The 21,866-nt window shown below is 60.1% G+C and carries 19 protein-coding genes; 9 read left to right on the top strand and 10 right to left on the bottom strand.

The window, feature by feature from the left end:
* The first annotated feature begins 39 nt into the window (after positions 1-39).
* Positions 40-1,017 (top strand): NAD-dependent epimerase/dehydratase family protein, encoded by a 978-nt coding sequence (locus HGP16_RS23800; RefSeq protein ID WP_168842458.1) that lies wholly within the window; start codon positions 40-42, stop codon positions 1,015-1,017.
* 132 nt (positions 1,018-1,149) lie between these two features.
* Here HGP16_RS23800 and HGP16_RS23795 read toward each other — a convergent pair whose 3' ends face one another.
* The 5 genes from HGP16_RS23795 to trxB form a co-directional block, all read right to left on the bottom strand.
* Positions 1,150-2,262 carry an alkene reductase gene (locus HGP16_RS23795; RefSeq protein WP_168842457.1) on the bottom strand — a complete coding sequence of 371 codons (1,113 nt, stop codon included), beginning with the start codon at positions 2,260-2,262 and terminating at the stop codon, positions 1,150-1,152.
* Positions 2,263-2,306: 44 nt separating this feature from the next.
* Complete coding sequence (locus tag HGP16_RS23790; protein ID WP_168842456.1) at positions 2,307-3,473, bottom strand: MFS transporter; 1,167 nt, start codon at positions 3,471-3,473, stop codon at positions 2,307-2,309.
* Between the two features lie 2 nt (positions 3,474-3,475).
* On the bottom strand, positions 3,476-3,769 hold the full coding sequence (locus HGP16_RS23785) for an ArsR/SmtB family transcription factor (RefSeq protein WP_120664537.1): 294 nt from the start codon (positions 3,767-3,769) through the stop codon (positions 3,476-3,478).
* Positions 3,770-4,332: 563 nt separating this feature from the next.
* Complete coding sequence (locus tag HGP16_RS23780; protein ID WP_168842455.1) at positions 4,333-5,229, bottom strand: LysR family transcriptional regulator VtlR; 897 nt, start codon at positions 5,227-5,229, stop codon at positions 4,333-4,335.
* Between the two features lie 23 nt (positions 5,230-5,252).
* Positions 5,253-6,227, bottom strand: a complete 975-nt coding sequence (gene trxB, locus HGP16_RS23775; protein WP_168842454.1) for a thioredoxin-disulfide reductase — start codon at positions 6,225-6,227, stop codon at positions 5,253-5,255.
* A gap of 238 nt (positions 6,228-6,465) precedes the next feature.
* Between trxB and HGP16_RS23770 the strand changes: the two genes are divergently transcribed.
* From HGP16_RS23770 to HGP16_RS23760, 3 genes are all read left to right on the top strand, one after another.
* Complete coding sequence (locus HGP16_RS23770; protein ID WP_112344091.1) at positions 6,466-6,933, top strand: Lrp/AsnC family transcriptional regulator; 468 nt, start codon at positions 6,466-6,468, stop codon at positions 6,931-6,933.
* A 4-nt stretch (positions 6,934-6,937) separates the two neighbouring features.
* A complete protein-coding gene (locus HGP16_RS23765) occupies positions 6,938-7,846 on the top strand; it encodes a glycosyl transferase (RefSeq protein ID WP_168842453.1) in 909 nt (302 codons plus the stop codon).
* A 62-nt stretch (positions 7,847-7,908) separates the two neighbouring features.
* Positions 7,909-8,823 carry a glycosyltransferase family 92 protein gene (locus HGP16_RS23760; protein WP_168842522.1) on the top strand — a complete coding sequence of 305 codons (915 nt, stop codon included), beginning with the start codon at positions 7,909-7,911 and terminating at the stop codon, positions 8,821-8,823.
* Between the two features lie 94 nt (positions 8,824-8,917).
* Here the strand turns inward: HGP16_RS23760 and HGP16_RS23755 are convergent, their stop codons facing one another.
* The 4 genes from HGP16_RS23755 to HGP16_RS23740 form a co-directional block, all read right to left on the bottom strand.
* A complete protein-coding gene (locus HGP16_RS23755) occupies positions 8,918-9,997 on the bottom strand; it encodes a glycosyltransferase family 4 protein (protein WP_168842452.1) in 1,080 nt (359 codons plus the stop codon).
* A 6-nt stretch (positions 9,998-10,003) separates the two neighbouring features.
* A complete protein-coding gene (greA, locus tag HGP16_RS23750; RefSeq protein ID WP_168842451.1) occupies positions 10,004-10,480 on the bottom strand; it encodes a transcription elongation factor GreA in 477 nt (158 codons plus the stop codon).
* Between the two features lie 254 nt (positions 10,481-10,734).
* Entirely contained in the window at positions 10,735-14,220 is a 3,486-nt protein-coding gene (gene carB, locus HGP16_RS23745; protein WP_168842450.1) for a carbamoyl-phosphate synthase large subunit, read from the bottom strand.
* A 171-nt stretch (positions 14,221-14,391) separates the two neighbouring features.
* The gene (locus HGP16_RS23740; protein WP_168842449.1) at positions 14,392-15,216 is read right to left on the bottom strand and encodes a LytTR family DNA-binding domain-containing protein; all 825 of its coding nucleotides are present in this window, start codon (positions 15,214-15,216) and stop codon (positions 14,392-14,394) included.
* A gap of 86 nt (positions 15,217-15,302) precedes the next feature.
* Between HGP16_RS23740 and HGP16_RS23735 the strand changes: the two genes are divergently transcribed.
* Positions 15,303-15,794: a DUF2306 domain-containing protein gene (locus HGP16_RS23735; RefSeq protein WP_205926633.1), complete on the top strand. Its 492-nt coding sequence runs from the start codon at positions 15,303-15,305 to the stop codon at positions 15,792-15,794.
* Between the two features lie 93 nt (positions 15,795-15,887).
* Positions 15,888-16,805, top strand: coding sequence for a neutral zinc metallopeptidase (locus HGP16_RS23730; RefSeq protein WP_168842448.1), 918 nt, complete (start codon positions 15,888-15,890; stop codon positions 16,803-16,805).
* A 52-nt stretch (positions 16,806-16,857) separates the two neighbouring features.
* Here the strand turns inward: HGP16_RS23730 and HGP16_RS23725 are convergent, their stop codons facing one another.
* On the bottom strand, positions 16,858-17,850 hold the full coding sequence (locus HGP16_RS23725; protein WP_168842520.1) for an aldo/keto reductase: 993 nt from the start codon (positions 17,848-17,850) through the stop codon (positions 16,858-16,860).
* Positions 17,851-17,973: 123 nt separating this feature from the next.
* Here HGP16_RS23725 and HGP16_RS23720 point away from each other — a divergent pair, with 123 nt between their 5' ends.
* From HGP16_RS23720 to HGP16_RS23710, 3 genes are all read left to right on the top strand, one after another.
* Complete coding sequence (locus HGP16_RS23720; protein WP_168842447.1) at positions 17,974-18,885, top strand: LysR family transcriptional regulator; 912 nt, start codon at positions 17,974-17,976, stop codon at positions 18,883-18,885.
* Between the two features lie 160 nt (positions 18,886-19,045).
* A complete protein-coding gene (locus HGP16_RS23715) occupies positions 19,046-20,302 on the top strand; it encodes a TCR/Tet family MFS transporter (protein WP_168842446.1) in 1,257 nt (418 codons plus the stop codon).
* A gap of 148 nt (positions 20,303-20,450) precedes the next feature.
* Complete coding sequence (locus HGP16_RS23710; RefSeq protein WP_168842445.1) at positions 20,451-21,848, top strand: MATE family efflux transporter; 1,398 nt, start codon at positions 20,451-20,453, stop codon at positions 21,846-21,848.
* Positions 21,849-21,866: the final 18 nt, after the last annotated feature.

The raw sequence follows: 21,866 nt of genomic DNA, 5'->3' as shown, positions 1-21,866 counted from the left end.
AGAAGCATAGTCAGCCCATCGAAACCGATGGAGATGACCATGAACAACCAGAGAGAAAATACCAGGACAGCCTTGATACTCGGCGCCACCGGCGGCATTGGCGGCGCCGTCTCTGAGGGGCTCGCCGCGCGTGGCTGGCGCATTCGGGCGCTGAACCGCAATGCAGCCGAGGCATCCCGCCGCCAGCCGGAGTTCGACTGGATTCAGGGCGACGCGATGCAGGCCGAAGATGTCCTGAAGGCTGCGCAGGGCGCCGTTGTCATCGTGCATGCGGTCAACCCGCCCGGTTACCGCAATTGGGGCAAGGTCGTCCTGCCGATGCTGGATAATACCATTGCAGCGGCCAAGGCAGTCGGCGCGCGGATCGTGCTGCCGGGGACCGTCTATAATTTCGGTCCCGATGTCTTCCCTGATGTCAGCGAGGATAGCGCGCAGCGGCCGAAGACCCGCAAGGGTGCCATTCGCGTTCAGATGGAGCGGCGGTTGAGAGCGGCCGCGGAGCAGGACGGCACCCCGGTCATCATCGTCCGGGCCGGTGATTTCTTCGGCGGAGCGCGAGCCAACAGCTGGTTCTCGCAGGCGATGGTGACACCGGGCAAGCCGATCAGCTCGATGACCTACCCGGGCAAACGCGGTGTCGGTCATCAATGGGCCTATCTGCCTGATGTCGCCGAGACCATGATCCGGCTGATCGAGAAGGGCGACGAGCTGCCGGTCTTCGCCGTCTATCATATGCGGGGACATTGGGACGGGGACGGTACACAGATGGTGGATGCCGTACAGCGTGCGCTCGGCAGCAAGGTGAAGGTAAAGGCATTTCCCTGGTGGATCGTGCCGCTGGCGGCTCCGTTCGTCCCATTCATGCGGGAGCTGCGCGAAATGAGCTATCTCTGGGACGTGCCGCTGCAGATGCGCAACGACAAGCTGCTGGCCGCGCTCGGCGAAGAACCGCATACGCCGATCGATGCGGCTGTCCAGGCAAGCCTGGCGTCCATCGGTTGCCTGCAGGGCACATGAGCGCCGTTTTCAGGCGCAATACCCTGCTTAATCCGGCTATTTCGGTCCATTTCAAAGCTCAGATAATGAAACACCCTCGCAACATCCGTTGCGAGGGTGCTCTGTTGATATGAGGAGCCTTCAGAGGCCGCTTCAAGCCGCCTCGTCCAGAGCCGGATAGTCGTCGTAACCCTTGGCGCCGCCGCCATAGAGCGTTGCCTGGTCCCATTGCGCCAGCGGCGCATTTTGCTTCAGGCGCCGAACGAGATCCGGGTTGGAGATGAACGGCTTGCCAAAGGCGACGACATCGGCCTTGCCGCTATCGACGGCTTCGATAGCCATCTCGCGGGTATAGGCATTGTTGACCATCCAGCCGGCCTTGCCGCCTGCGGCCTTATAGGCTGCATGCAGAGCATCGTAATCGAAGGGCAGGAAGTCGCGCTTGCCGCCGGTCTGGCCTTCGACGACATGGATGTAGGCGAGGCCGTACTTCGCCAGGCCCTCAACGACATAGGTGAAGAGCTGCTGCGGGGCCGGATCGCTGGCATCGCCCGATGGCGTGACCGGCGAAATACGGATTGCCGTGCGGCCCGCACCGACTTCCTTGGTGACGGCATCGACCACTTCGAACAGGAAGCGGGCGCGGTTCTCGATCGAGCCGCCATACTGGTCGGTGCGGTCGTTGACGTCGCCGCGCAGGAACTGGTCGATCAGATAGCCGTTGGCGCCATGGATCTCGACACCGTCGAAACCGGCATCGATCGCGGCGCGGGCGGCCTTGCGATAATCTTCAACGATGCCGGGGATTTCCGAGGTTTCGAGCGCACGCGGTTCGGAAACGTCTGCAAAGCCGCCGGTGCCGTCGCTGTTGACCAGATAGGTCTTCGAATTTTCAGCGCGCCTGGAGGTAGAGGAGACCGGCTTGCCGCCGTCCGGCTGCAAAGTCGTGTGGGAGATACGGCCGACATGCCACATCTGCACGACGATCTTGCCGCCATTGGCATGCACGGCATCCGTCACTTTCTTCCAGCCGTCGAGCGCTTCCTTGCTATAGAGGCCGGGAACGTTGGCATAGCCCTGACCCTGATGGGTAATCGCCGTTGCTTCGGTGATGATCAGGCCAGCGGTGGCGCGCTGGGCATAATATTTGACGTTCAGCTCGTTCGGCACGGCATTCGGCGAGCGATTGCGCGTCAGAGGCGCCATGACGATGCCGTTGGCGATGGAGATGTCGCCAAGCTTCGTTGGTTCGAACAATTTGGTCATGGGTAATCCTTTCTATGAGGGGGAGGATGGAGAGGAGGAAGGGATCAGGAGGAGGCGAGCGCCTCTTCCCTGGGACGTAGGGCTGCGAATGTCAGCAGGACGGTAAGGAAACCGAGGATTGCCATGGCCGAGCCGGCCAGCGGTACTTGCGAAAGCGAAAAACCCTCGTCGATGAGCATCCCGCCGACCCAGGCGCCGAGTGCGTTGCCGGTGTTAAAGGCGCCGATGTTAATGGTCGATACGAGGTTCGGGGCGTCCTTGCCGAAGTTGACGACATTGATCTGCAATGCCGGCACGGCGGCGAAAGCCGCCGCGGCCCACAGGAAGAGCGTGATCTCGGCGCCGACGAGGGAGTGGATGGTCATGCTGAAGATCGCCGATGTCGCGGCGATCGCCAGGAAGACACCGGCAAGCGTGGTGCCAAGGCGCCAGTCCGCCAGCTTGCCGCCGATCAGATTGCCGATCGTCAGGCCGACGCCGATCGAGAGCAGCGTCCAGGTTACGGTTTCGGGCGAGACGCCGGTGACGTCGCGCAGCATCGGGGCGATGTAGGTGAAAAGGGCGAACATGGCGGCCGAGAAGAAAACGGTCGTCAGCAGCGCCAGCCAGAGACCGAGGCCACGCAATGCCGCGATCTCGCGGCCGAGGCTACCCTCACGAGCCGCTTCATCCTTCGGCAGTACGGCGACAAGTCCGGCGATCGAGGCGACGCCGAGCAGCGTGACGATCCAGAACGGCGCGCGCCAGCCGAAGGCCTGGCCGAACGCGGTGCCGAGGGGAACGCCGAGCACGTTGGCGAGCGTCAGGCCTGTGAACATCAGGGCGACGGCGCGGGCCTTGCGGTTTTCCGGTACCAGGCTGGCAGCGACCACCGAACCTATACCGAAGAAGGCGCCGTGGCAAAGCGCGGTGACGATGCGGGCGATCATCAGGACCCAATAGTTCGGGGCGACGGCGCAGAGAAGGTTGCCGAGAATGAAGAAGCCCATCAGCATGATCAGCGCCGATCGCCGGCGCAAATGGGCCGTCGAGACAGCCATGATCGGCGCGCCGACGGCGACGGCCAGCGCATAGCCGGTGACGAGCCAACCCGCTTGCGGAATGGTAACGGCAAGATCCGAGGCCACTTCCGGCAGCAGCCCCATGATGACAAATTCGGTCGTGCCGATGGCAAAGGAGCTGAGCGCGAGAACGAGGAGCGCAAGAGGCATGTTCAGAGTTCCTTCCGCATGGCTTCGAGGAATTCGGCGATGGTTTCTTCGTTGCGCTTGTAGAAAATCCATTGGCCGAGGCGCCGCGTCGTCACCAGGTCGGCGCGGTGGAGCGTGCCGAGATGAGCCGAGACGGTCGATTGCGAGAGGCCGCAGCGCTCGAACTGGCTGGCGCAGACACCAAGCTCCAGCGGGTGTTCCTGGGTTGGAAAATGGGTCTCTGGATCTTTGAGGTGGTTGAGGATTTCGAGCCTGGCCGGATTGGCCAAGGCCTTCAATATTTCGTTCTTGTCCATGGTGTTCACCAAGCAATATCGAATAATCTCGATTCATGTATCGACGGATTTCGATATATCAAGGGTCGCACCGGATATTATTTTTTGACGGGGCTGCGGGCGCGGTGCTTAGAAATTGGGCAAAAAAAGAGGGCCACCGGAGTAAACCAGGGCCCTTATAGGTGTGAAGGTCAAAACCTCCAGAGGGGAACAGCCAATGCGGTGGAACTGGGAGGAAAAGCCACCATGTGCATCAGCTACGTGCGTTATGATGCTAATTTGTGCAGTGCGCAATGCTTTTTTGTGCATGGCAGTTATGCATTTGCAACGGCAGGATCAAAAAGGCAAAAAAAAGGGCCACCGGAGTAAACCAGGGCCCTATAGGTATGAAGGTCAAAAACCTCCAGAGGGGAACAGCCAATGCGGTGGAACTGGGAGGAAAAGCCACCGTGTGCATCAGCTATGTGCGATATGGTAGTTAAATGGGCAGGCTTCAACTCTATTTTGTGCATATCAGCTATGCATCATACGCGCAGCTGATATATTAGTCATAAAAAGAGTTCGTTATCAGTGACTTACCTTCACTAGAAATTCCAGTTGCGAGCCTTGGACACGATAAAATCACGAAAAACCTTGAGCTTAGCCGCGTTTTTCATCTCGTCCGGGTAGCAGAAATATGTGTCGAAGGATGGTACGTCCGCATTGATCGCGAGCTGAATCAGCCCCGGATCGCGACCGACGATATAATCAGGCAGAACGGCGATACCGATGCCGAGCAGGCATGCGCGCTTGATCGATGTCTGGCTGTTGATCTGCAGATGCGCCACGCGCTTGTTATCGGACGACCGGCCGGCGATCTCCAGCCAGTTGACGTCGAGCAGGTAGTTCGGCGCGGGTTCACCGAAGCTGATGATGCGATGCTCGTCCAGGGCCTCCACCGACTGCGGCTCGCCGTAGCGGTTGATGTAGGAGGGGGCTGCATAGACATGCATGTGGACGGTGAAGAGCTTGCGCTGGATCAAATCCGATTGCTGCGGCTGGCGCAGCCGGATGGCGCAATCCGCATGGCGCATGTTCACGTCAAGCTCCTCATTGTCGAGGATGAGCTGGATCGACATGTCGGGATAAAGCTGCAAGAATTCCTGGATCTTGTCGGTAAGCCAGCCCTGGCCGAGGCCGACGGTCGTCGTCACGCGCAGCTTGCCGCTCGGCTTGTCGGTCGTCTCGGTCAATTGCATCTTGACCGTCTCTAGCTTCAAGAGAACGTCGTGAGCCGTGCGATACAGCAACTCACCCTGTTCGGTCAGGATGAGGCCGCGCGCATGGCGGTGGAAAAGCTTGATGCCGACGTCCTGCTCGAGCGCGCTGACCTGTCGGCTGATGGCGGACTGGGACAGATGCAACTTGTCGGCCGCATGCGTGAACGAACCCGCTTCGGCAGCCGCGTGAAAGATACGCAGCTTGTCCCAATCCAATGGCATGCCGTTTCCCCTCATCGGCTGCATCACTCCGCAGCCACGGCGACGGGCATGTGCCCGGTCAAGTAGCGTTCCGCCTCAAGCGCCGCCATGCAGCCCATCCCCGCTGCCGTGATCGCCTGTCGGAACGTATCGTCGGTCACATCACCGGCGGCATAGATGCCCTCGACGCTTGTCGCGGTCGAATCCGGTGCGGTCCAGAGATAGCCATTATCCTTGAGCTTCAATTTGCCCTTGAAGAGTTCGGTCGCCGGCGCATGGCCGATGGCGACAAAGACGCCGTCGATCGGCGTTTCGGCGATCGCGCCGGAGCGAAGATCGCGCAGGCGTGCGCCCGTGACGGATGGTGGCATCGGCGGCTTGGCCGGCGTGCCGGTGATTTCGGCAACCTCGGTATTCCAGAGAACCTTGACGTTCGCCTTGGCGAAAAGGCGCTCCTGCAGGATCTTTTCCGCACGGAAGGAATCGCGGCGATGCACGACCGTCACCGATTTGGCGATGTTGGAGAGATAGAGCGCTTCCTCGACGGCGCTGTTGCCACCGCCGACCACGATCACGTCCTTGTTGCGATAGAAGAAGCCGTCGCAGGTCGCGCAAGCGGAAACGCCGAAGCCCTGGAAATGCTGTTCGCTTTCGATTCCCAGCCACTTCGCCTTGGCGCCGGTGGCTATGACGAGGGTGTCGGCGGTCCAGACCTGGCCGCTATCGGTGCGGGCGACGAAGGGACGCTGGCTGGTATCGACCTCGGTTACGAGATCATTGACGATCTCGGCGCCGACATGCTGGGCCTGCAACAGCATCTGTTCCATCAGCCACGGACCCTGGATCGGATCGGCAAAGCCCGGATAGTTTTCGACATCCGTGGTGATCATCAACTGGCCGCCTTGTTCCAGACCGGCAATCAGAACCGGCTGCAGCATCGCGCGCGCAGCGTAAACCGCGGCGGTATAGCCGGCGGGGCCGGAGCCGATGATGAGCACCTTCGTGTGGCGGGCAGGCATAGTCAGTCCTTTCAATTTCAGCGATGGGAAATCGCGGCTTCAAACGTCCAAAGCAGGCGATTTCACGGTCCGCCGCTTCATTTATGATTGCCTTATGCATTTATTCAAGGGCAGCCTTGCATTACACACAGAGCAAATCGGCTTAGTGTAAGAATCGGTTACGCAAGAGAAACTTTCTTGCGTATTTTACTGCCTTATATAGAAGCTGGCGAAGGGGAATTAAAGAAAGGCAATAAAAGTGCTTCGCGCTGAACTCGATGCCATCGATATCAAGATTCTGCGGGAACTGCAGCGAGACGGACGGATGACCAATGTCGAGTTGGCAGACCGTGTCGGCATTTCCGCGCCACCATGCCTGCGCCGGGTGCGCAAGCTGGAAGAAGCCGGCGTCATCGAAGGCTATCACGCGATGCTGAACAGCCCGAAACTGGGCTTCGATCTCGTGGCCTTCTGCATGGTCGGCCTCAAGCATCAGTCGGAGGCCAATCTCAAGGCTTTCGCCAATGCGACGGCGGCCTGGCCGCTGGTGCGGCAGGCGTGGATGGTTTCCGGCGACAGCGATTTCCTTCTGCACTGCGTTGCCGAAAACCTCACCCGCTTCCAGGATTTCGTCATCGAAGTCCTGACGGCGAACGAACATGTCGATACCGTGCGCACCATGCTGACGATCAGGCAGGTCAAGAAGCTCGGTCTGGTGGAGCTCTAGGCGGATGGCGGATCGCCCCTGGCACCGGTCGCTGATCAAGTCCGGCGTGCGCCTTTTCCTGGGCGGTTCGCTGGCGCATGTGCAGGATTGGTTTCCAGGGCTCAGCATCGTCCGCAGCCAAAGCATCAGCGAGGTGCATTACCGCGGAGCGAAAGTCGCGAGCCTTGCCGGCATGGATCGGCTGCGCGAACGCTGTGGCGATGCAATCTATATTGTCGGCTCCGGGCCATCCATTCGCGGCTGCGACCTGAGCGGCCTGGAAGCCAAAAGCGCTATTCTTTTGAACGGCGCTATCGGGCTGACCGGCGACCCGATCGGCGAGCCATTGGCGATTGCGGTCGAGGATGAGCGTTTCGTCTGGCGACACATCGACCTATTGCGCAAGAAGGTCGCTCCAGGTTCGCTTTGTCTGTTTTCCGTCGCGGTGCTGCGCGCGCTTTGCGAGATCGACAAGAGCTGGCTGGCGGACAAGACCATCATCCTGATCGACGATATCCGCAAACCCTATGGCGCCCGTCGCCGCTCGCTCGACGATCTCAGGAAGCTGCAATATGTGCAGCTGGATGCCGAGGGCTCGGCAGGCTTTTCACTCTCGCCGGATCGCGGCGTTTTTCTAGGCGGATCGGTCGCGGTATCCGCTCTGCAATTCGCTCTGTATTGCGCACAGCATCAGGTCGGCTTTATGGGGATCGATATTTCCAATGCCGGTGAGCCGCGCTTTTATGAGACAGTCGGCGATATGGCTTTTTCGGGCATTGCGCGGGCTGAAAGCCGTATCATCGAGCATCTCGTGCTTGCACGGCAGATCGCCACCGAGCGTGGCGTCTCTTTCGTCAACTATTCTCCCATTTCGGCACTCCTGAAATATGACTTCGGTTACAACGACAGGTTCGCCATGAAATCGAAGGCGTGACGCTTGCCGAAGATGACGGAGCCCACGCGTAGATTGAAAACAAGGTTGCTGGAATGAAGCTCATGCGCTGGCTGAAACCCAAAGCGTCCGATGCCAAGAAGCTGACCATCGATCCGCCCGAGGCGAGGGCAGGGCGCCATGGCATCGCCATCGCTGCCTGCGTCAAGAACGAGGCGCGCTATATCGAGGAATGGGTACGATTCCACCGGGCGGTCGGTATTCGTCACTTCTATATCTATGACAACGGTTCCAGCGACGATACCTGTACTCTTCTTCGCAATCTCCTGAATGAGGATATGCTGACGATCATCCCCTGGGCCGGGCGAATGCGCGATACGGCGACATCGACCGTGCTGAACGGCCAGGTCATCACCTTTGCGCATGCCATCCTGAATTTTGGTGGCGACTATCGCTGGATGGCATTCATCGATGTCGACGAATTTCTTCTGCCGAAGGACGCGGCGACCGTCGAGCGGGCACTGGAGGCAGTCGGCGATTTTCCGAATGTCTCGTTGCCATGGCACATGTTTGCCACCAGCGGCCATGAGACGCCGCCGGACGGACCTTTGACACTGAATTATACGATGCGCGGCGCCGATCCGATGACATCAAAGGAAAATGTCAGCAATTTCAAATGTATCGTCGATCCATGCGAGGTGACTGAGGTCAGCGTGCATCAATTCCAGACGCGTGCTTATGGCGATCTGACGGCCAATGACGCCGGCAAGCGTTTCACGCGGCGCGCGCGAAAATCTCCGGAATTCTATTCAAACCGGTTTCTGCAGCTCAACCATTATTATACGAAATCCTGGCAGGAACTGACGGAGAAGCTCGCGCGAGGATGGGCTTACGACAGCAGCGCGGCGAAATATCGGGACAAGGTCCTGTCGGTCGTCAAAAGCATCGAGGAAGATGTGGTGGAGGATCGTTCGATGATCGATTTCATCGAGCGCCACCATATTGACCTTGGTCGCTGATCGACCGCCTACAGATTCGTTCCGTGTGCTTTAAGCTCTTGATTTTTCGCATGTCATTATCGCAAAATCCCTGCGCACCTTTGCGGGGCATGCCTTATTTATTGGCGATGAGCAGCCGCTTATAGACCTCGCCGATGGCGGTTGCTTCCTTTTCCAGTGCGAATTCGCTGCGCACATGGCGTACGGCATTCTCACCCTGGCGAAGCGTTTCCTCCGGATCGGCCAGATAAAAGGCGATCGCTCTGGTCAGAGATTCACCATCGCCGGCAGGCACGACGGCGCCGGTCTCGCCCGGGACGATCATCTCGGCATAGGCGCCGGCATCGGAGGCGACGACGGCCGTGCGGGAAGCCATGGCTTCCAGTGGCGTCAGGCCGAAGCCTTCGTTGCGGGACGGGGCGACATAAAGAGTGGCGCGGCGATACCAGGGCTTGATATCGTCGACTTCGCCCAGAAAGCGGATGCGATCGGAGAGGCCGGCCTCGGCCACCATTTTCTCCAGCTCATCCCCGAAACCGCGATGCTCGGCCGTCACGCGGCCGCAGACCACGGCCGTCCAGTCCGGATGGCGCGGCAGCAGCTCGATCATCGCCTTGACGAAAAGATCGGTGCCCTTCTGATGGCGGACGCGGCCGAAGCAGCCGATCAGATAGGTGCCGGGCAGGCCGGTTGCCGCCATGCGGTCGTCGGGTCTTTCCGGCGGATGAAAGCGGTTGAGATCGACGCCGTGCTGGATGACGGTGTGCGGCACCTCGAGGAAGCTGCCGGAGCGGGTGCTGGTGGCGATCACGGCATCCATGCGGCGGATGAGCCAGCGCGTATAGCCGGTGTGGCGGCGCTGGGCCGCCGAGGTGAAGACCAGCTTCAGAGGCATGCGCAACACGGAGCGCAGCAGCATGCCCACCAGCATTTCGTTGTTGCGGCGGGCATGCCAGACGCGCACGCGGCAGCGGCGCGGCCTGCTCCATAAGCCGGGAAGCCGGAGCCAGCCAAGCTTGGGCAGATCTTCCGGCAGGCCGGGGCCGAGCGTGGCGATATGATAGCCAAGCTCGACCTGTTTGGGGATCAGCTGCACGATCGTCGAGGTAACGCCGGAAAGCCGGCGTTTGAAATTCGTTGCGATGATTTCGATCTCGCTGAGATCGCTGGCATGCGCTGATTCGCGATCGCGCACGGGCGATCAGCCCCAGGTGACGGAGAGGATTTCGTAGCCCTTGGCGCCGCCGGGCGCGTTGACCTCGATGGAATCGCCGACTTCCTTGCCGATCAGCGCGCGGGCGATCGGAGAAGAGATGGAAATGCGGCCGGCCTTCACGTCGGCTTCCTGATCGCCGACGATCTGATAGATCTTTTCTTCCTCGGTGTCCTCGTCGATGAGCTTCACCTTGGCGCCGAACTTGATCTTCGAGCCGGACATTTTGGTGAGATCGATGACTTCGGCGCGTGCCGTCAGGTCTTCGAGTTCAGCGATGCGGCCTTCGTTGTGGCTCTGGGCCTCCTTGGCTGCATGGTACTCGGCGTTTTCGGAGAGATCGCCATGGGCGCGTGCTTCCGCAATTGCCTCGATGATCCGCGGGCGCTCTTCCTGCTGACGCCAGCGCAGCTCTTCCTGCAGCTTGACGAACCCGTTCTGTGTCATCGGTACCTTTTCAACCATTTTTTTGTCCTTCACTCCCTGTGTTGCTCTGCTGCAGACACAAAAGAAAACAGGTCCCGAAGCGGTACTTCGGAACCATTCAGAGCCATTATTTTGTCATCTATAGCAGATTGCGGCGGACGATTGCCAGAAAATTCGAAGACTTAAGGAAAGGCTCCTGTTGAAGCTCCTTGCCCGTTCGGCCGCCCGACGGGCCGTGCCAAAATGTGAGCCGGCTATCCTGTTTCACACCCGTCACGGCCGAATCACATCCATCAGAAATAGCTCTGCAGCGGCTGGACTTCGAGGTTTCCGGCCTTCAGTGCCTTGATCGCCATGGCAGCGGCTTCGGCGCCGGCCATGGTGGTGTAATAGGGCACCTTCTGCATCAGTGTCGCGCGGCGAAGCGACTTCGAGTCCGAGATCGCCTTGTTGCTGTCGGTCGTGTTGATGACGAGCTGGACCTGGCGGTTGCGGATGGCATCCTCGATATGCGGACGGCCCTCCAGCACCTTGTTGATCTTCGTCGCTTCGATGCCATTTTCGGCGAGAAACCGCTGGGTTCCGCCGGTCGCGAGCACCTTGAAGCCGAGTTCCGTCAACATGCGGATGGCTGGCAACACGCGAGGCTTGTCGTCGTCGCGAACTGAGACGAACACCGTCCCGTCACGCGGCAATTCGACGCCGGCGCCGAGCTGCGACTTGGCGAAGGCCAGCGCGAAATCGGTGTCGAGGCCGATGACTTCGCCCGTCGAGCGCATTTCCGGCCCGAGGAGAATGTCGACGCCGGGGAAGCGCGCGAAGGGGAAGACGGCTTCCTTGACCGCAATGTGCTTCAGCTTGCGCGGATCCGGCTTTTCGCCGTAGGCGGCAAACGTTGCGTCGAGCTTTTCGCCGGCCATGACGCGGGCGGCGATCTTGGCGATCGGCGCACCGATGGTCTTGGCGACGAAGGGCACGGTACGCGAGGCACGCGGATTGACTTCCAGCACGTAGACCGTGCCGTCCTTAATGGCGAACTGAACGTTCATCAGGCCGCCGACGTTCAGCGCCTTGGCCATCGCCTTCGCCTGGCGCTCGAGCTCATCGATCATAGCAGGCGAGAGCGTGCGCGGCGGCAGCGAGCAGGCGGAGTCACCGGAGTGAATGCCTGCCTCCTCGATATGCTCCATGATGCCGGCGACGTAAACGTCGGTGCCGTCGGACAGGCAGTCGACGTCGACTTCGATGGCGTTGGCAAGGTAGCTGTCGAACAGCAGCGGATTCTTGCCAAGTAGGGTGTTGATCTGGCCGGTCTTGTCGTTCGGATAGCGCTGCTTGATGTCTTCCGGCACGAGTTCGGGAACCGTGTCGAGAAGATAGGTCTGGAGTTGACCTTCCGAATGGAGGATCTGCATGGCGCGGCCGCCAAGAACATAGGACGGACGCACGACCAGCGGGAAGCCGATTTCGGAGGCGACGAGGCGAGCCTGTTCGACGGAATAGGCGATACCGTTGTTCGGCTGGTTGAGATCGAGCTTCATCAGCAGCTTCTGGAAGCGATCGCGGTCTTCGGCAAGGTCGATCGCATCAGGAGCCGTGCCGAGGATCGGAATGCCGTTCTTTTCGAGCGCTTCGGCGAGCTTCAAGGGCGTCTGGCCGCCGAACTGGACGATGACGCCGACGACCTCGCCGTTTTCCTGCTCGGCCTTGAGGATTTCGATGACGTCTTCCGCCGTCAGCGGCTCGAAATAGAGGCGATCCGAGGTGTCGTAGTCGGTCGAAACGGTTTCTGGATTGCAGTTGATCATGATCGCTTCATAGCCGGCATCCTTCAGGGCGAAGGCGGCATGGCAGCAGCAATAGTCGAATTCGATGCCTTGGCCGATACGGTTCGGGCCGCCGCCGAGGATGACGACCTTCTTGCGGTCGGAAACCTGCGCTTCGGAGCGGGCGGCACCGACGAAAGGCGTTTCATAGGTAGAGTACATATAGGCGGTCGGCGAAGCGAATTCGGCGGCACAGGTGTCGATGCGCTTGAAGACCGGGCGAACGTCCAGCCCGTTGCGCAGTTCGGCAACTTCTTTCGGGCGTTTGCCTGTCAGCGTCGCGAGGCGGGCATCGGAAAAGCCCATGGCCTTCAGCATGCGCAGGTTGGTCGCATCTTCCGGCAGGCCATGTTCGCGGATACGGGCCTCCATATCGACGATATTCTTAAGTTGCTCGAGGAACCACGGGTCGATCTTGCAGCCTTCGTGCACTTCCTCGATGCTCAGCCCCGAGCGCAGCGCCTGAGCGACCATGCGCAGACGGTCCGGCGTCGGCGTGCCGATGGCGGCGCGAATGGCGTTGCGGCTGCCTTCGCCTTCCTCGATGCCGGGGATTTCGATTTCGTCGAGGCCTGTCAGGCCGGTTTCGAGACCGCGCAATGCCTTCTGCAGTGATTCCGCGAAGGTGCGGCCGATCGCCATGACTTCGCCGACAGACTTCATCGCAGTGGTCAGAACCGGAGAGGCGCCGGGGAACTTCTCGAAGGCGAAGCGCGGGATCTTGGTGACGACGTAATCGATCGACGGTTCGAAGGAGGCTGGCGTCGCACCGCCGGTGATGTCGTTTTCGAGCTCGTCCAGCGTATAGCCTATGGCGAGCTTGGCGGCGATCTTCGCGATCGGGAAGCCGGTGGCCTTCGAGGCCAGCGCGGAGGAGCGCGACACGCGCGGGTTCATTTCGATGACGACGAGGCGGCCGTCCTTCGGATTGACCGCGAACTGCACGTTCGAGCCGCCGGTCTCGACGCCGATCTCGCGCAGCACCGCAATCGAGGCGTTGCGCATGATCTGGTATTCTTTGTCCGTCAGCGTCAGCGCCGGGGCGACGGTAATGGAATCGCCGGTGTGGACGCCCATCGGGTCGATGTTTTCGATGGAGCAGATGATGATGCAGTTGTCCGCCTTGTCGCGGACGACTTCCATCTCGAACTCCTTCCAGCCAAGGACCGATTCTTCGACCAAAACTTCCGTGGTCGGCGAAGCGTCGAGGCCGCCACCGACGATTTCGAAGAATTCCGAGCGGTTGTAGGCGATGCCGCCGCCGGTGCCTCCGAGCGTGAAGGAGGGACGGATGATCGCTGGCAGGCCGACATGATCGAGTGCCTGGGCGGCGATCGCCATGGCATGGCTCATGTAGCGCTGCTTGCGGTCGCTTTCGCCGAGGTTCCACTGGTTTTCAAGCTCGTCGAGCGCCTTGTCGAGCTCGGCGCCGGTAAGCTGCGCCTTCAGCTTGCTGCGCTCGGCCTCATGCGTCTTGCGGTCGGCATCCTTGATGTCGGTGGCGTTCGCCAGCATCGAGCGCGGGGTTTCCAGCCCGATGCGGGCCATGGCCTCGCGGAAGAGGGCGCGGTCCTCGGCCATGTCGATCGCGGCGGGCTTGGCGCCGATCATCTCGACATTGTAGCGGTCGAGCACGCCCATGCGCTTCAGGGACAGCGCGGTGTTGAGCGCGGTCTGGCCCCCCATGGTCGGCAGCAGCGCGTCCGGGCGCTCCTTGGCGATGATCTTGGCGACGACCTCAGGCGTGATCGGCTCGACATAGGTCGCGTCCGCCAGGCCCGGGTCGGTCATGATCGTTGCCGGGTTGGAATTGACGAGGATGACACGGTAGCCCTCCTCCTTCAGCGCCTTACAGGCCTGCGTGCCCGAATAGTCGAATTCGCAAGCCTGTCCGATAACAATCGGTCCTGCACCGATAATGAGGATCGACTTGATATCTTGACGCTTCGGCATGGGCTCTCATCCGTTTTTTCGTTGCGCGAAAAACCGGCCAGGGTGGGAGATCACCGGCCGGGGCGCATGGGCAAATATTTTCAGGCTAGAAGCGGCTTATAGGCAAATGTATTTGCAAACGGAACCCCATAAATCGCGGAATCGACATGAATTCTGCAACCTTTGCCGCCATTAGCCGAAGCGATGCCGGACAGCGTCGGCATAGGAGCGGCTGACGGGCACCTCGGTACCGTCACGCGTAATGACGAAAAGCTTGCCGTTGTCGCGCTTCAGGCGGGTGATATGATCCGTCGCGATCCAATGGGATCGGTGCAGGCGCATGCCCTCCGTATTGCCAATTTCCGCGAGTGCGTCGCCGAAACGCAGCAGAATGAGCTCCCGACCGCGTGTAGTCACGACTTCGGTATAGTGATCGCGAACGGTGAGCCTTACCAATGCGCCCCGGTTTTCTGGCTTCAAGCGCAATAGAATCGGCGGCTGAGAAGCCACGGTTCGACTCTCTGCCGCGGCGGTGGGCGTAGCTTTCGCTTCCGTGGCATCCGATCCCTCCGCTGCCATCACTATCTGCCGGTGCATGGTCAGATAGGTGAGAATACAGAAAAGGACGCAGAGCGGTAAGGAGCCGAGCGATTGATGCAGGCTGGCGCTCAGGCTGGGCGCCGTTCCGAAGAACGCGAGATTAATGAGCGTGATGCCGAAGCCAATCGGCAATGCGGCAACGATGGATCCGATCATTAACCGGGCGAACATGCTCGCTATATGCCTGCGCAGCAGGATTTCGGCGGAGACGGAGAAGACGATCGCGATCGACCAGGCCATGGCGTGTAGGGCAAGCCAGTAGCCGAGCCGCGCTCCCGGCATCAGCCGATCAAGGGTGCCGTATGGGCCGGTCAAGGCAAAGATCAGGACGATCGTGACAAAGGTCGCCCAGAAGCGCGGTGAACGCTGGATGACCTGCAATTCACGAAGCGTGGATTGCAGAAAGATGTGATCCACGAAGATTCCCCGTTCTTTCACGCAATTTCGATTGAGAGAACAACACTATCGCGGAAAGGCTCGGCAAACTCAACCGGATACAGATGATGACCCTCGAGCCGCTTCTCGATGCCCCGATCGCGATCCAAATCCATGTCGCGGCCGTCATTCCCGCCGCCTTGCTCGGCACCTATCTCCTCGTCAGGCCGAAGGGGACGCCGAGGCACCGCCTGCTCGGCAAGATATGGCTGGTTCTGATGGTCGTTACGGCATTGTCGAGCTTCTTCATTCATCAGATCAACATGTTTTATGGCTTCAGCCCCATTCACCTGCTTTCGATATACGTTCTGTTCGGCTGCTGGGGCGCCATCGTCAATGCCCGCAAGCGCAATATCGAGGCTCATAAGCGCGTCGTAAGAGGCCTTTACTTCGGCGGTATTGTCGGCGCGGGCGCGTTTACGTTCATTCCCGGCCGCATCATGGACAAGGTGGCCTTCGAGGGCGATGAAATTGCCCCGCTCCTGGTCGTGGCAAGCATAGGCGTCGCGCTTTTGTGGCTGATGTCGAAAGAAATGTGGCGCCGTCGCCGTTTAAGCTGATCTTCTGTCGATAGCCAACTGGCTTTGTTACACTTCCTGGATATATAAATGCCTCAAGGGACTTTGATTTTAGGCATCGCCAGGAGGTGCGCCATGGATTGGAAGGGGCGTCGGCAATCCGACAATATCGAGGACGAGCGCGGCTCATCGCCCGTGGGTGGCGGTGGTGGCGGCTTCCGGTTCCCCGGCGGGGGGGTTGGCGGCGGCGGCTTGAGCTTCCGCACCATTATCGTGCTGATTGTGATCTTCCTGATTCTGAGGGCGATGGGCGTCGACGTCATCGGCCTGTTGCAGCAGAGCGGCATGCTGGAGGGTGGCGGTTCCGGATATCAGCAGAGCACTTCCGACAACAACAGCGGCGGTCAGCTGGCCAATGACGAGATGAAGCAGTTCGTCGCAACGGTTCTTGCCGATACGGAAGACACCTGGACCGGCATCTTCAAGTCGATGGGCCAGACCTATACGGATCCGAAGCTGGTGCTGTTCTCCGGCAGTTTCCCTTCGGCTTGCGGGCAAGCGTCTGCGGCCACCGGCCCCTTCTATTGCCCGAGCGATCAGAAGGTCTATCTCGACATGGCCTTCTTCAAGCAGATGAAGGACCAGTTCGGCGCATCCGGCGATTTCGCGCAGGCCTATGTGATCGCGCACGAGGTCGGCCACCATGTTCAGGACCTGCTCGGCATCCTGCCGAAGTTCAATCAGGCCCGCCGCAACATGAGCGAAGCGGATGCCAACAAGATGTCGGTGCGGATCGAGCTGCAGGCCGATTGCTTTGCCGGCATTTGGGGCAAGTTCACGCAGCAGAAGGGCATATTGCAGGCCGGCGATCTTGAAGAGGCCTTGAACGCCGCGCAGCAGATCGGCGACGATACGCTGCAGAAGCGTACCCAGGGCTACGTCGTTCCCGACAGCTTCAACCACGGCACTTCGGCGCAGCGCATGAAGTGGTTCAAGCAGGGCTTCGATTCCGGCAAGCTCAGCGATTGCGATACGCTGAACAATCCCGTCTGATTTCGCTTGCCCGCTCCCGGAATACCGGGGAGCGGGCAGGCCCTTTGGCTCGTTACTGCTCGCTGTCGAGATGCGTCAGCTGCGCTTCGGGGTAGCGGCCGCCAGCGGCGGCATCCTTGGGGATCACGCGCTCGATCGCCGCCATATCGGCATCCGACAGTTCGACTGATAGTGCTCCCAAGGCTTCCGTGAGGTGGTCGCGGCGGCGGGCGCCGATAACAGGCACAATTTCCTTGCCTTGGGCTGCGACCCAGGCGATCGCGATCTGGGCGACGCTGACGCCCTTCGCCTCGGCGATCTCTCGCAGGGCTTCCACGAGTTCCAGGTTCTTTTCCACGTTTCCCGCCTGGAAACGTGGGCTCAAGGTGCGGAAATCGCCTTTCCGAGCACCGTCTTTCTGCCAATGACCGCTGATGAGGCCGCGGGAGAGGACGCCATAGGCGGTGATGCCGATGCCGAGTTCGCGGCAAGCCGGCAGGATCTTGTCCTCGATGCCGCGCGAGATCAGCGAATATTCGATCTGCAGGTCGACGATCGGATGAACGGCGGCAGCGCGGCGGATCGTATCCGCGCCGACTTCCGACAGGCCGATATGCCTGATGTAACCGGCGTTGATGAGATCGGCCATCGCGCCGATCTGGTCTTCGATCGGCACATTCGGATCGAGGCGGGCAGGGCGATAGATGTCGATATGGTCGACGCCGAGACGCTGCAGCGAATAGGCGAGGAAATTCCGGATCGCCGCCGGCCGGGCATCGTAGCCGAGCCAAGCACCGGCGGGATCACGCAGGGCGCCGAATTTGACGCTCAGCAGAAAATCGTCTCGCTTCAGCCCCTTGATGGCTTCGCCGATCAGCATCTCATTGTGGCCCATGCCGTAGAAATCGCCCGTGTCGAGCAGATTGATCCCGGCATCGAGCGCGGCATGAATGGTTGCAATGCTCTCGGCGCGATCGGACGGGCCATACATGCCCGACATCCCCATGCAGCCGAGGCCGAGCGCCGATACCTGCTGTCCGGTTTTTCCCAATTGATGCTTTTCCATCATTACTCTCCTTGGTCGAAGGCGCGTCCCCATTTCCAGAGGCTTCTTTGATGGTGTTTTACTTCGTTGCTCTCTGTGCGATAATCCGGGTAAATCGAAACGGGCTGTTTGGAATTTCGCACAATGGATGACTTGCCGCTGGCCGATCTGGTTGCCTTTACCGCCGTTGCCCGCGAGCGCAGCTTTCGCGAAGCGGCGCGCAAACGCGGGGTTTCCGCCTCGTCATTGAGCGAAGCGGTCCGCCGCTTGGAGGAGCGGCTGGCGGTCCGTCTGCTCAATCGTACCACTCGAAGCGTAACGCCGACGGAGGCGGGGGAGCGACTGATGGAACGCTTGACGCCCGCCATGGGCGAGATCGCCGGCGCGCTCGATGATATCAACAGTTTTCGCGACAGCGTAGGGGGAACCTTGCGGCTGAATGTGCCGACCGTCGCCGCCATGGTCGTCATGCCGGACATCATCAGCCGTTTCCTGATAGAATATCCCGCAATATCAGTCGAAATCGTTGCCGAAGACAGTTTCATCGATGTCGTGGCCGCCGGTTACGATGCCGGCATCCGCTACGACGAAAGACTGGAAAAAGACATGATCGCCGTGCCGATCGGGCCGCGGCAGCAACATTATGTCACTGCGGCTGCGCCGGCCTATCTGGCTGCAAACGGCACGCCGCAACATCCGCGCGACATACTCGAGCATCGTTGTATCCGTCATCGCTTCTTGAGCGGCTCGGTTGCGCCCTGGGAGTTCGAAAGGAATGGGGAGACGATTTTCATTGCTCCGCCGATGGTCATCGCGACGAATTCGATCGACATTGAGCGCAGTGCGGCGGCGGCCGGACTAGGCATCATCAGAACATTTCGGGAGTTCCTTGCGCCACAGATTGCCAGCGGAGAACTGGCGCCTATCCTCGAGGAATGGGATACGGTCTTTTCTGGGCCATTTCTATATTATGCCAGCAGACGACACATGCCGGCGCCGCTGCGGGCTTTCGTCGATTTTCTCAATCGCGAGCAGCGGCGCGGTCGCGGCCGATAGTCGCTTTTATGCCGAGGATCAAAAAAAGCGGTCAATAAATCAATAAGATTGAAGCGTTCACGGATTGTTTCTCCCAAAATCTTTATGTATGGGGAACGCTCCAGTTTTTCGTTCACGTTCTGTCTCTTTCATGGAGGCGGGGCCGCCAGAAGGCATCTCCATGATCGATCAAAAATTCGCTCGTCGAGGTCTGTTCCTCGTCTTCCTTATCCTCTTTCTCGACGTCATCGGCATTGCGATCATCATGCCGGTCATGCCGAAATATCTGGAGGAGTTGACGGGGGCGTCGGTCAGCGCGGCGGCGACGGAAGGCGGTTGGCTGCTGCTTGCCTATGCCGCCATGCAGTTCCTGTTTTCGCCGTTGATCGGCAATCTGAGCGATCGCTTCGGCCGTCGGCCACTGCTGCTGGCGTCCGTGCTGACATTTGCGATCGACAATTTCATCTGTGCGATCGCCGGTTCCTACTGGATGCTGTTTGTCGGCCGCGTCCTCGCCGGCATCAGCGGCGCGAGCTTCTCCACTTGTTCGGCCTATATTGCCGACATCAGCAATGACGAGAACCGCGCGAAGAATTTCGGTCTGATCGGCATGGCTTTCGGCGTCGGCTTTGTCCTAGGCCCGGTCATCGGCGGCTTCCTTGGCGAGTTCGGTCCGCGCGTACCCTTCTATGGCGCGGCGGCACTGGCGTTCCTGAATTTCGTAGGCGCCTATTTCCTGCTGCCCGAAACGCTGGATGCAAAGCATCGCCGGCCCTTCGAGATCACGCGAGCCAATCCGTTCGGGGCGCTCAAGCAGATGCGGCGCTATCACGGCATCGGCTGGGTCTGCGTCGTCATGTTCCTGAATTGGCTGGCGCACGGCGTCTATCCGGCGGTCTGGTCCTTCGTGACGTCCTATCGCTATAACTGGAGCGAGGGCCAGATCGGCTTCTCCCTCGGCGTCTATGGGATCGGGGCCGCCATCGTTATGGGCCTCGTTCTGCCGCGGCTGGTTCCCAAGCTCGGCGAATGGAAGACTGCGATCCTCGGGTTGATGTTTTCGTGCCTCGGCCTCATGGGCTACGCTTTCGCATGGCAGGGCTGGATGGTGTATGCGGTCGTTGTCTTTACCGTCATCGAAAACGTCGCGGATGCGCCCTTGCGTTCCATCGCCGCCAGCAAGGTGCCGCCTTCAGCGCAGGGCGAACTGCAAGGCGCGCTCGGCAGCCTGACAAGCATCACCGCCATCGTCGGACCCGTGCTATTCCCTTATCTATTCCAGTATTATACTGCGCCGACGGCGCCGGTGGTCTTTGCAGGCGCGCCCTTCATCATGGGTGCCATTCTGGTCGCGGCGGCGCTGATCGTGCTTTTGACCAAGGTCCGCAAGACGGAGCCCAAAATGGTCGCCGAGTCACAGGCGGGCGAGGCGGCCTAAAAATTCATCAGATATTTTGATGCCATGATGAATTCTTTAGCATTATAGGTTTGTCGGCTGGCTTTTTAACGCCAATTGCGATAGATCGACAGGCTTGCGCACCCTTGGGTAGGGCGGTTCGCGCGACTCTAGCAATCGAGTTTTCGTAATGGATATGCCGGTAACTGCGCGCCCGTCCGCGCATGACAATGATAATTCGTGGTCCGCGCATGTTCGCGCTACGCTTGCGCTGGGCATTCCTTTGATCGGTGCGCAGTTGGCGCAGCTCGGCATCAATACGACGGACGTTATGATTGTCGGCCGGCTCGGCGCCGAGCAGCTGGCGGCAATGGTGCTCTCTGCGCAGTTTCTCTTCACGATTCTGATTTTCGGCTCGGGCTTCTCCATCGCCGTTGTGCCGCTGGTGGCGCAGGCCTACGGAAAAGGCGACGTTTCCTCGGTGCGCCGTGCGCTGCGCATGGGTCTTTGGGTCGTGACGGCTTACTGGGTAATAGTGCAACCCGCCTTTTTCTATTCCGAGCAAATCCTTCTGGCGGCGGGACAGAAGCCCGATGTCGCGAAACTCGCCAGCGGCTATATCGATATCGGTCACTTCGCCTTGCTGCCCGGGCTGCTCTACAATGTTATCCGTGCGCTGGTGAGTGCTATCGGCCGTGCCGGCATCATCCTCAAGGTCACCATCGCCATGTTGGTGATGAATGCCGTGCTGGCCTACATTCTGGTGCTCGGCCATTTTGGCTTGCCGGCTATGGGGCTGCATGGCGCGGCTATCGTTTCCGTTGCCGTGCAGACCGCTGGGTTCCTCTTCATCGTTGCTTATGTTCAGAGCCACGAGGACACGCGCCGGTATGAGATTTTCGTCCGATTCTGGCGGCCCGACTGGCACGCTTTGTGGGATGTCATCCGGCTCGGCTTTCCGATCAGTGTCACGGTTCTGGCCGAAGTCAGCCTGTTCACCGCTGCATCGCTGCTGATGGGCCAGATCGGTACGATCGAGCTAGCCGCTCACGGTATCGCTTTGCAGTGGGCTTCAATCGCCTTCATGATCCCGCTCGGTCTCAGCCAGGCGGCGACCGTGCGGGTGGGTGTCGCGCACGGCCAGGGCGATCATTTCGGCCTGAAGCGTGCTGCGATCGTGGTGCTCATCGTTTCGAGCTGTATTGCGCTTTGCGGCAGCATCCTGTTCGCGACCGCGCCATTCTGGCTGGGAAGCTGGTTCCTTGACGTCACGTCGGCCGACGCGCCGAAGGTGCTGGCCTATGCCGCGCCGCTGATTGTCGTGGCCGGCCTGTTCCAGCTTGTCGACGGGCTGCAGGCGATTGCCAGCGGTCTGTTGCGCGGGTTGAAGGACGCGCGCGTGCCGATGATTCTGGCGCTGATCGCCTATTGGCCGATCGGCTTCTTCCTCGCCTGGCTGCTGGCGTTTCGGTTCGGCTTGGGCGGCATCGGCATATGGTTCGGCTTCCTGCTCGGTCTTGCCTCGGCCGCGGCGATGCTGTGCGCTCGTTTCTATATTCTCGTGCGCTCGGAGAAGGCCGCCAGCTGATAGCGGAATCTCGGATTG

The organism is Rhizobium sp. P40RR-XXII (assembly GCF_012641405.1).
Lineage (GTDB): Bacteria > Pseudomonadota > Alphaproteobacteria > Rhizobiales > Rhizobiaceae > Rhizobium.
Note: the sequence above shows the minus strand (reverse complement) of the source record. Positions and strands in the feature narration are given on the sequence as shown.